Origin of the sequence: Methylobacterium sp. WL9, from assembly GCF_008040035.1 — a bacterium.
Classification (GTDB): domain Bacteria; phylum Pseudomonadota; class Alphaproteobacteria; order Rhizobiales; family Beijerinckiaceae; genus Methylobacterium; species Methylobacterium thuringiense.
In genome coordinates this window covers 1-10,590 of the sequence record NZ_VRVE01000113.1, presented here as the reverse complement: position 1 = coordinate 10,590, position 10,590 = coordinate 1, and the positions used below count along the sequence as shown (strand labels likewise).

Below are 10,590 nucleotides of genomic sequence, written 5' to 3'. Positions count from 1 at the left end.
CGTTGGCCTCGGGCGCGTCGACGGGCGCGGCCCAGGCGTCGGGGTCGGGCTCCTCGGCCGGTTCGGCGATCGGCCAGATCTCGACCGAACCGAGGGCGTCGCCGCGGGCCGAGCCGTGGACGGTGCCGGTGGCTTTGTCGTCGAAGGACAGGCCTTCGTAGTGCTCCGGCAGGGCGAACACCGCGTCCACCGCTCGCAGCACGCCGGCCGCGGAGCGGAACGAGAGGGTGAGGCCGACATCCGCGAAAGGCAGATCGATCGCGCCGGCGGCCTTGCGCCAGTCCCGGCGGGTTTCCTCGAACTGGCGCGGCTCGGCCCCCTGAAAGCTGTAGATCGACTGCTTGGGATCGCCGACCGCGAAGCGGGTGCGCAGGATCTCACGGGACCCCTCGCCCGCCGCGAACTCGGCGGTGATGCGGCGCAGGATCTCCCATTGCTCGGGATTGGTGTCCTGCGCCTCGTCGACGAGCACGTGGTCGATGCCGCGATCGAGCTTGTACAGCACCCAGGTCGCGTCGACCCGGCGCAGCAGGTCGACGGTCTTGTGGATCAGGTCGTCGAAATCGAGCGCGCCGAGCCGCGCCTTCCGGGCCTCGACCCGGCGATGGATCTCTGCGGCGAGCACGAACAGCGCGCGCGTGCGGGCATGGGTCCGCGCCGCCCGCAACCGGTCGAACAGCGGGACGAGCCGCGCCTGCTCCTCGGCGAGCGTCTCCCGCACGTCCTCCGGCACCGCCTTGGTGCCAAAGCTCTTCCGGGGCTCGTCCTTGTCGGTGAAGAAGACCGAACGATAGGCCTCCAGCGCCTCCGGCCGGGCCGCCGCCTCGCCGGTTGCGATCAGTCCGTCCGCAATGCGTTCGTCGGTGACCTTGCCCGTCCGCAGCCGGCCGGCGAGATCCGTGTCGCCGGCAAGGCCGCCCGCGAGGATGCGGTCTTCGACCGTGGCGACGCTCTCGCCCACCGCCAGCCCAAGGGCCCGCGCAAGGTCGGCGAGGCCCGTCTCCAGGGTGCGGCCGGCATCGGCGAAGAAGCCGCGCTTGCGCATCGCGCCGCGCAACGCCTCGCGAAGCGCATCTCCCGCGGCCTCCGGCCCGACCACGTCCAGGGCCATGTGGAGGTCGGGGCGGCTGCCGAGCACGGCATCGGCCAGCACCGAATCGGTCTCGACGGCGAAGGCCTCGCGGGTCTGGTTCTCGTCGAGCACCTCGAAGCGTGCCGGCACGTTGGCCTCGAACGGGAACATGTGCAGTAGCCGCTCGCAGAGCGCGTGCAGCGTCTCGATCTTGAGGCCTCCGGGCGTCTCCACCGCGCGGGCGAACAGCCGGCGCGCGAGGCTCAAGCCCTTCCGCGATGGCCTGTCGCCGGTGAGTTCCACGAGTTCTGAGGTGAGCGCGTCATCGTCGAGCGTCACCCAGCGGCCGAGGCGCTGAAACACGCGGATCGACATGTTGGCCGCCGCCGCCTTGGTGAAGGTGAGGCAGAGGATGCGCCCGGGCGGCGCGCCGTCGAGCAGCAGCCGCAGCACCCGGTCGGTGAGCACCTTGGTCTTGCCGGCGCCCGCGTTGGCCGAGACCCAGGCCGAGACATGGGGGTCTGCGGCCCGGCGCTGGGAGGCCTGCGTCTGCGGGTCGACGACGAAGCGGGCGGTCACCGTGCAGCTTTCCGTCCGGGCGTTCCGAACTCGGGAATCGATCGCTCCTCCGCACATGGTTCGATGGTCTCCACGCGCATAGTCAAGTTGAGCGACTTCAGGACGCCGATGACGGTGCCGAGCTCCGGATTGCCCTTGTCCGACAGAGCCCGGTACAGCGCTTCCCGCGCGAGACCGGTGTCGCGTGCGATCTGTGTCATGCCCCTGGCCCGCGCCACGTCACCGATGGCCGATGCAATCAGCTTCGGGTCGCCATCCTCGAAGGCGGTATTGAGGTAGGCCTGGATCGCGTCCTCATCATCGAGATATTCGGAAGGATCCCAGTCAGTCAGATCGATCGACATCTTTGGCCTGCCTCTTGAGTTCCTGGCCGATGATGTCCGCCAGTGCCTTGGCGGCCTTGATGTTGCGCGGCTGGTCGGCCTTGTCGCCTCCGATCAGAACGGTCGTCCCATCCGCGAAGACTTTATAATACACGCGGTATCCGGGGCCGACATCGATCTTGAGTTCGCTGACACCGTCACCGACAGGGGCCGCGTAACCTGGGTTGCCCATGTCGAGCCGCTTCAGGCGGCCGTTGATGACACCGACCGCCGCCCTGTCGCGAAGCCCCCTGATCCATGCCCTGAACTGATCGGTCTGTTTGAGCATCGTGCTGCCACGCCCGTAACCTGCAAGTTACAGCATGGCGCCGGTGTTGTCATGGGCAGCCTTTGCACCAACCAGCACCTCCCCAGGCGACGTCCGCCGGGCTAGGCTGTCACAAGCGGTGCGAAAATCAAAAAAGGGGTCGCACCACGGCACTTCCATCGCGTCTTCAGCGAGGCCAGCCCCATGAAGGTCGACAAGCACGATCCGTTCGATTTCGCAGCCCGGCGGCATATCGGCCCGAAGCTCTCGGAGATCGCCGAGATGCTGGAGGTGGTGGGCGCCAAAACCCTGCACGCGCTCATCGACGAGACGCTGCCGCCGGACATCCGGCAGGCGGAGTACATCGATTTCGGGCGTTCGCTCACGGAGCGGCGGGCGATCGAGCGGATGCGGGCGACGGCGAACAAGAACCGGCTGCTCGTCTCGCTGATCGGCCAGGGCTACCACGGCACCACGATGCCGCCGGCCATCCAGCGCAACATCTTCGAGAACCCGGCCTGGTACACGGCTTATTCGCCCTACCAGCCGGAGATCAGCCAGGGGCGGCTCGAGGCGCTGATCAACTTCCAGACGCTGGTCTGCGACCTGACTGCCCTCGACGTCGCCAACGCCTCGCTGCTCGACGAGGCCACCGCCGCGGCGGAGGCGATGGGCATGGCCAGGCGCATCGCCACGAACGGCCAGACGACCTTCTTCGTCGACCGGGAATGCCTGCCCCAGACCATCGCGGTGCTGAAGACCCGCGCCGCGCCGTTCGGCTGGCAGATCGAGGTCGGAGACCCGTTTTCGGACTTGGACCCGTCGAAGGTCTTTGGCGCGATCTTCCAGTATCCGGGCGTCTGCGGCGCGATCCACGATTTTTCGGACGCGATCGCGGCGCTCCACGACGCCGGGGCGGTGGCGGTGATGGCGGCCGATCCGCTGGCGCTGACGGTGCTGAAGGCGCCGGGCGAGATGGGCGCCGACATCGCCATCGGCTCGATGCAGCGCTACGGCGTCCCGATGGGCTATGGCGGCCCGCACGCCGCCTACATGGCAACCCGCGACGCGCACAAGCGCGGGCTGCCGGGCCGGCTCGTCGGCGTCTCGGTGGATGCCCGCGGCAACCGCGCCTATCGCTTGGCGCTCCAGACGCGCGAACAGCATATCCGCCGGGAGAAGGCGACCTCGAACATCTGCACCTCCCAGGTGCTGCTGGCCGTGATCGCCTCGATGTACGCGGTCTATCATGGGCCGCTCGGGCTGAAGGCCATCGCGCTCCGCGTCCACCGCGACGCCGTGCGCCTCGCCGAAGGGCTGGAAGCCTTGGGCTTCGACGTTCAGCCAAAAAATTTCTTCGACACGATTGCCGTCGAGGTCGGAGCCTTCCAGGGCGTCATCCTGCGCAGCGCCGTCGAGAACGGCGTGAACCTGCGCAAGATCGGCGCGGACCGCATCGGCATCTCGGTCGACCAGCGCACCCGGCCGGACATCGTCCAGGCGGTGTGGCGGGCGTTCGGGGGACAGGCGCTCGACTACGACGAGGCCTATCCCGAGCAACGGTTGCCCAAGGCGCTGGAGCGGACCTCGGAGTACCTCACGCACCCGATCTTCCACATGAACCGGGCCGAGAGCGAGATGACGCGCTACATGCGCCGTCTCAGCGACCGCGACCTGGCGCTCGACCGGGCGATGATCCCGCTCGGCTCCTGCACGATGAAGCTCAACGCCACCGCCGAGATGCTGCCGATCTCCTGGCCGGAGTTTTCAGAAATCCACCCCTTCGTGCCCGACGACCAGGCGCTCGGTTACAAGGAGCTGATCGACGACCTCAGCCAAAAGCTCTGCGACATCACCGGCTACGACGCGATCTCGATGCAGCCGAACTCGGGGGCGCAGGGCGAATATGCCGGCTTGCTCGCGATCCGGCGCTACCACATCTCGAGGGGCGAGGGGCACCGCACCGTCTGCCTGATCCCCTCCTCGGCCCACGGCACAAACCCGGCCTCGGCACAGATGTGCGGCATGAGCGTCGTGGTGGTCGGCGCCGACGCGCACGGCAACATCGACGTCGACGACTTTTCACGCAAGGCCGAGCAGCACACCGAAAACCTCGCGGCCTGCATGATCACCTATCCCTCGACGCATGGGGTGTTCGAGACCCGCGTGCGCGAGATCTGCGACATCGTCCACGGCCATGGCGGACAGGTCTATCTCGACGGAGCGAACCTGAACGCGCTGGTCGGCCTCGCCCGCCCTGGCGACATCGGGGCCGACGTCAGCCACCTCAACCTGCACAAGACCTTCTGCATTCCCCATGGCGGCGGCGGGCCGGGCATGGGACCGATCGGCGTCAAGGCGCACCTGATTCCCTTCCTGCCGAGCGATCCACGCTCGGGCGAGGAGGGCGCGGTCTCGGCCGCCCCCTTCGGCTCGGCCTCGATCCTCCCGATCTCGTGGAGCTACTGCCTGATGATGGGCGGGCGCGGCCTGACCCAGGCGACACGGGTGGCGATCCTCAACGCCAACTACATCGCCAAGCGGCTCGAGGGCGCCTATCCGATCCTCTATTCGGGCCGGAACGGCCGCGTGGCGCACGAATGCATCGTCGACGTCCGGCCGTTCCAGAAGAGCGCCGGAATCAGCGTCGACGACGTCGCCAAGCGCCTGATCGATGCCGGTTTCCACCCGCCGACCATGAGCTGGCCGGTGGCCGGCACTCTGATGATCGAGCCGACGGAATCCGAGACCAAGGGTGAGATCGACCGGTTCTGCAACGCGATGCTGGCGATCCGCGACGAGATCCGGGCGATCGAGGAGGGGCGGATGGACCGGGCCAACAACCCGCTCAAGCACGCGCCGCACACGGTGCAGGACCTGATCGGCGCCTGGGAGCGGCCCTATTCCCGCGAGGCCGGCTGCTTTCCGGGCGGATCGCTCCGCATGGACAAGTACTGGCCGCCGGTGAACCGAGTCGACAACGCCTATGGCGACCGAAATCTGGTGTGCTCGTGTCCGCCGGTGGAGGCTTATACCGAGGCGGCGGAGTAGGGATCCTGAAACCCTCTCCCCTCTGCGGGAGAGGGTGGCCCGCGGAGCGGGTCGGGAGAGGGGAGCACCGTTTCAGGAGAGGGCGCTCCCCTCTCCCGACCCCTGCTGATGCAAGGGCCACCCTCCCCCGCAGAGGGCGGGAGGGGATTCTTGCTCAATCGTCGAGTTCATCCGCGCTCGGCTTGACCGTCTCCAGGATCCGTTCGGCGACGAGGCCGGAATTCTGGCGGATCGAGGCTTCGATCTTGTCGGCGATGGCCGGGTTGTCGCGCAGGAAGCCCTTGGAGTTCTCGCGGCCCTGGCCGAGGCGCTGGCTGTCGTAGGAGAACCAGGCGCCGGACTTCTCGACGATGCCGGCCTTCACGCCGAGGTCGATCAGCTCGCCGACCTTCGACACGCCCTCGCCGAACATGATGTCGAACTCGACCTGCTTGAAGGGCGGCGCGACCTTGTTCTTGACGACCTTGACGCGGACCTGGTTGCCGATGGCCTCGTCGCGATCCTTCAGGGTCGAGATGCGGCGGATGTCCAGGCGGACCGAGGCGTAGAACTTGAGCGCGTTGCCGCCGGTGGTGGTCTCCGGCGAGCCATACATCACGCCGATCTTCATACGGATCTGGTTGATGAAGATGACCATGCACTTCGAGCGCGAGATCGAGCCGGTGAGCTTGCGCAGGGCCTGGCTCATCAGGCGGGCCTGAAGACCGGGCTGGCTGTCACCCATCTCGCCTTCGATTTCGGCGCGCGGCGTAAGGGCCGCCACCGAATCGATCACGAGCACGTCGATGGCGCCCGAGCGAACGAGGGTGTCGGTGATCTCCAGCGCCTGCTCGCCGGTATCGGGCTGCGAGATCAGCAGGTCGTCGAGCTGGACGCCGAGCTTGCGCGCATAGACCGGGTCGAGGGCGTGCTCGGCATCGACGAAGGCGCAGACGCCACCCGTCTTCTGAGCCTCGGCGATCGTGTGCAGCGCCAGCGTGGTCTTGCCCGAGGATTCCGGCCCGTAGATCTCGATGACGCGGCCGCGGGGCAGGCCGCCGACGCCGAGCGCGATGTCGAGCCCGAGCGACCCGGTGGACACGGTCTCGACCTCCGCGATCTTGTCGTTCTTGCCGAGCCTCATGATCGAGCCCTTGCCGAAGGCACGCTCGATCTGGGACAGCGCGGCGTCGATCGCCTTCGACTTGTCCTTATCCATCGTCGAGGGTTCCACCATCTTCAGCGCGGGCTGGGCCATCAGTCGGGCATCCTTATGCATGGGGCGGACGGTGTTCTCAATGCGGCGCCGCAGCGGATTTCGTACCCTTTTTGTTCTCTTTCGGCAAGATGCCGGCCGGATGAAAGTTCGATATTCGTTCTACAGGAGCGAGCAACCGCTCAGGGCACCGGCACCTGCAGCGGCTTGTTCGTGTCGACCACGTAGACCGACAGGATCTTCAACGTCGTGCTGCCGACGTTGGCGTAGCCGGCATGGGGCACCTCGCGCAGGTTGATGCCGTGCTCGCCCGCCGGCCGGGCCTTGACGTCCTTGCCGGGTGTCTGCGCCGTGCCGCCTTCGAGGACGTAGAAGGCTTCCTCGCCGTTGTGGAAGTGGCGTTGGGAGGTCGCCCCGGGCGGGATCTCGACGAGCTGCATGACGACTTCCTTGCCCGCGACGCCCGAGACCGGCGTGCGGCCGAGTTCGGTCCGTTTCACCTCCTGGGCCGAGGCGCTGCCGGCCGCGAGCACGGCAAGGGTTGCGATCACACGGACGAGACGATGACGGGGCATGAGCGTTCCTCGATTTTCATCGAGGATGGCACGGGTTTGCCGTGCACGAAAACGCCCACCGGAAGCAGGCTTCCAGCAGGCGCAGAAATCGTTTCGACCCGCCGGAGCGGGCAAATCCCAAAAAATCAGTTGGCGCCGAGTACGTGCTTGGCTTCGCGCAGCTGCACGATCTGGCCGTTGAGCTGCTCGCGCTTCTCGAGGTCTTCCGTGGCGTCGCGGGCGAGCTCGGCGGCCTCGATCTCCTTGTCGATCACACCTGCGTTGACCTCCTCGATCGGCGCGGCGCGCTCGGCGAGGACGGTGACAGAGTTCGGGCCGATATCGGCGAAGCCGCCCTGGACGTAGATGCGCTTGCCGCTGCCGGCCTTCTCGGTGACCGTGATCACCCCGACCTTGAGGGTGGTCAGCACGGGCGCGTGGCCCGGCAGCACGGTCATCTCGCCCTCGGTGCCGGGGATCTGAACGGCCTCGACCTCGCCGGAATACAGCGTCCGCTCGGGGCCGACGAAATCGAAGTGGAAGGTGGCCATAGCGCGTCCGTCAGTTCATTTGCTGTTGCAAGACGTTATCGGAAAACCGGTTCCCACTTTTCCGCGTCATGCACCGATGAGTGTGTCAGCGCCGGCCGCGGTCGGCGACGAAACCGGCCCCGAAGCCGACGACCGCGCCGATGAGGGCGAACAGGCCGACATGCTGGAGCTGGCCGGTGGTCAACTCGCCGCCGCGGGCGCCCGCGACGGAATCCTTGTCCTGGACCTCGAGGCTGAGAGGTCCGATCTTGATCTCGGCGGCCTGGGGCCGGGTCAGGTAGCCGGCAAGGCCGCCGACCACGAGTCCGACCATCAGAAGGACGATCTTGGCGTTCATACCGGTGTGCTTTCAGGCGTCGAGTCTGGAAATCCGACGCCGAAAGCGCCCCGAGACCGGCAAAAAGTTATGCGGCGTCCTTGGCCAGCTTCTTGGCCTTTTCCTTGGCGTCCTCGATCGTGCCGACCATGTAGAACGCGGCCTCCGGCAGGTCGTCGTAGTCGCCGTTCACGAGGCCCTTGAAGCCCTTGATGGTGTCTTCCAGCGGCACCTGGATGCCCGGCGAGCCGGTGAACACCTCGGCGACCGAGAAGGGCTGCGAGAAGAAGCGCTCGATCTTGCGGGCGCGGGCCACGGTCAGCTTGTCCTCTTCCGAGAGCTCGTCCATGCCCAGGATCGCGATGATGTCCTGGAGCGCCTTGTAGCGCTGCAGCGTCTGCTGAACGCGGCGGGCGACGTCGTAATGCTCCTCGCCGAGGATGGCGGGGGAGAGCATGCGCGAGGTCGAGTCGAGCGGGTCCACCGCCGGGTAGATGCCCTTCTCGGCGATCGAGCGCGACAGCGTCGTGGTTGCGTCCAGGTGGGCGAAGGAGGCGGCGGGCGCCGGGTCGGTCAAGTCGTCGGCCGGCACGTAGATGGCCTGAACCGAGGTGATCGAGCCCTTGGTGGTGGTGGTGATGCGCTCCTGCAGAGCGCCCATGTCGGTCGACAGGGTCGGCTGGTAGCCCACGGCCGAGGGGATGCGGCCGAGAAGCGCCGAGACCTCGGAGCCGGCCTGCGTGAAGCGGAAGATGTTGTCGACGAAGAACAGCACGTCCTGGCCCTGATCGCGGAAATCCTCGGCGATCGTCAGGCCGGTCAGCGCAACGCGCGAGCGGGCGCCGGGGGACTCGTTCATCTGGCCGTAGACCAGTGCGCATTTGGAGCCCTCGGCCGAGCCGCCGTTCTCCTTCGGGTCCTTGTTGACCTTGGACTCGATCATCTCGTGGTAGAGATCGTTGCCCTCGCGGGTACGCTCGCCGACGCCGGCGAAGACCGAGTAGCCGGAGTGCACCTTCGCGATGTTGTTGATCAGCTCCATGATCAGCACGGTCTTGCCGACGCCGGCGCCGCCGAACAGGCCGATCTTTCCGCCCTTGGCGTAGGGGGCGAGCAGATCGACGACCTTGATGCCGGTGACGAGGATCTGCGACTCGGTCGACTGTTCGGTATAGGCCGGGGCCGGCTGGTGGATGGCGCGCAGCGTGTCCGAGTGGATCGGGCCGGCCTCGTCGATCGGCTCGCCGATGACGTTCATGATGCGGCCGAGCGTGTTGTGGCCGACCGGCACCCTGATCGGCGCGCCGGTGTCGGAGACCTCCTGGCCGCGCACGAGGCCTTCCGAGGTGTCCATCGCCACGCAGCGGACGGTGCTCTCGCCGAGCTGCTGGGCAACTTCGAGGACGAGGCGGTTGCCCTGGTTGGTGGTCTCGAGCGCGTTCAGGATCTCCGGCAGGTGGCCGTCGAACTGCACGTCGATCACCGGACCGATGACCTGGGTGATGCGGCCCTTGGAGGTGTTGGCGGGGGAAGCGGTGTTCGCCATGGAGAGCGTGTCCTTCAGATGATCTGTTGCGTCGCGCTCCCTGGCGACGAACCGGCATCCGGCCCGTCGGAGAGCGCCCTGTGGGTCAGAGCGCTTCCGCGCCCGAAATGATCTCGATGAGTTCCTTGGTGATCATGGCCTGACGCGTGCGGTTGTAGATCTGCGTCTGCTTCTTGATCATCTCGCCCGCGTTGCGCGTGGCGGAATCCATGGCGCTCATGCGCGAGCCCTGCTCGGAGGCGGCGTTCTCGAGGAGCGCCTTGTAGATCTGCACCGTGAGGTTCTTCGGCAGCAGCGTCGTGAGGATCGCCTCCTCGCTCGGCTCGAACTCCATGGCGGCATCCGCGGAGGCGCCGGTCGTGGTCTTGCCGTCGGTGCTCGGCAGCTCGGCCGGGATCAGCTTCTGCGCCGTCGGCACCTGCGAGATCACCGACTTGAACTGCGAATAGAACAGGGTCGCCACGTCGAACTCGCCGGCATCGAAGCGGGCGAGGATCTTGTCCGCGATCTCGCTGGCGAAGGCGTAGTCCACCGGCTTGGTGCCGCGGATGTCGATGTTCTCGACGATCTCCGCCCGGAACTGCCGGCGGAGCATGTCGTAGCCCTTCTTGCCGACGGTGAAGATCTTGACCGTCTTGCCTTCGCTCGCGAGCTTGCGGGCGTGCCGGGCGGCGAGGCGCGCGATCGACGAGTTGAAGGCGCCGCACAGGCCGCGATCGGCCGTGCAGACCACGAGCAGGTGGGTCTTGTCGTCACCCGTGCCGGAGAGCAGCTTCGGGGCGCCGACGCCGCCGACGAGGTTCGCGGCGAGGTTGCCGAGCGTCGCGGACATCTTTTCCGCGTAGGGCCGGCCGCTCTCGGCGGCGTTCTGGGCGCGTCGCAACTTGGCGGCGGCGACCATCTGCATGGCCTTGGTGATCTTCTGCGTCGACTTCACCGAAGTGATGCGATTCCGCAGATCCTTCAAACTCGGCATCGAGGAATATCCAGACCGGTTCCGAGAGCCCTCTCCTCCCCCTTGTGGGGAGGAGCCGGAGGTGGGGGTGGTTCAGGATGGGGCGTGGTGGTGCCGTCTGCGCCACCCCCACCCCGACCC

General features: G+C 67.1%; 10 protein-coding genes. 1 reads left to right on the top strand and 9 read right to left on the bottom strand.

The genetic code is table 11. From position 1 onward, the window contains the following. From FV217_RS20650 to FV217_RS20640, 3 genes are all read right to left on the bottom strand, one after another. On the bottom strand, window positions 1-1,651 hold a 1,651-nt coding region (locus FV217_RS20650), incomplete at its 3' end, for a UvrD-helicase domain-containing protein (protein ID WP_246683061.1). Continuing rightward, complete coding sequence (locus FV217_RS20645) at window positions 1,648-1,995, bottom strand: addiction module antidote protein (RefSeq protein WP_147820232.1); 348 nt, start codon at window positions 1,993-1,995, stop codon at window positions 1,648-1,650. The genes FV217_RS20650 and FV217_RS20645, both read right to left, overlap by 4 nt. Next, complete coding sequence (locus tag FV217_RS20640; RefSeq protein ID WP_147820230.1) at window positions 1,976-2,302, bottom strand: type II toxin-antitoxin system RelE/ParE family toxin; 327 nt, start codon at window positions 2,300-2,302, stop codon at window positions 1,976-1,978. The genes FV217_RS20645 and FV217_RS20640 overlap by 20 nt, the downstream gene beginning before the upstream one ends. A gap of 183 nt (window positions 2,303-2,485) precedes the next feature. On the opposite strand from FV217_RS20640, the gene gcvP reads away from it, so the two are divergent. Continuing rightward, complete coding sequence (gene gcvP / locus FV217_RS20635) at window positions 2,486-5,332, top strand: aminomethyl-transferring glycine dehydrogenase (RefSeq protein WP_147820228.1); 2,847 nt, start codon at window positions 2,486-2,488, stop codon at window positions 5,330-5,332. A 154-nt stretch (window positions 5,333-5,486) separates the two neighbouring features. Here the strand turns inward: gcvP and recA are convergent, their stop codons facing one another. The 6 genes from recA to FV217_RS20605 all read right to left on the bottom strand — a co-directional run bounded on the left by recA (window position 5,487) and on the right by FV217_RS20605 (window position 10,470). Continuing rightward, a complete protein-coding gene (gene recA, locus FV217_RS20630; protein ID WP_147820227.1) occupies window positions 5,487-6,569 on the bottom strand; it encodes a recombinase RecA in 1,083 nt (360 codons plus the stop codon). Window positions 6,570-6,709: 140 nt separating this feature from the next. Further along, window positions 6,710-7,102, bottom strand: coding sequence for a cupin domain-containing protein (locus FV217_RS20625; protein ID WP_147820225.1), 393 nt, complete (start codon window positions 7,100-7,102; stop codon window positions 6,710-6,712). 125 nt (window positions 7,103-7,227) lie between these two features. Further along, window positions 7,228-7,632, bottom strand: a complete 405-nt coding sequence (locus FV217_RS20620) for a F0F1 ATP synthase subunit epsilon (protein ID WP_147819410.1) — start codon at window positions 7,630-7,632, stop codon at window positions 7,228-7,230. A gap of 85 nt (window positions 7,633-7,717) precedes the next feature. After that, window positions 7,718-7,969: a hypothetical protein gene (locus tag FV217_RS20615; protein WP_147819408.1), complete on the bottom strand. Its 252-nt coding sequence runs from the start codon at window positions 7,967-7,969 to the stop codon at window positions 7,718-7,720. A gap of 67 nt (window positions 7,970-8,036) precedes the next feature. Continuing rightward, window positions 8,037-9,494: a F0F1 ATP synthase subunit beta gene (atpD, locus tag FV217_RS20610; protein WP_147819406.1), complete on the bottom strand. Its 1,458-nt coding sequence runs from the start codon at window positions 9,492-9,494 to the stop codon at window positions 8,037-8,039. Window positions 9,495-9,579: 85 nt separating this feature from the next. Beyond that, window positions 9,580-10,470: a F0F1 ATP synthase subunit gamma gene (locus FV217_RS20605; RefSeq protein ID WP_147819404.1), complete on the bottom strand. Its 891-nt coding sequence runs from the start codon at window positions 10,468-10,470 to the stop codon at window positions 9,580-9,582. Window positions 10,471-10,590 lie beyond the last annotated feature (120 nt).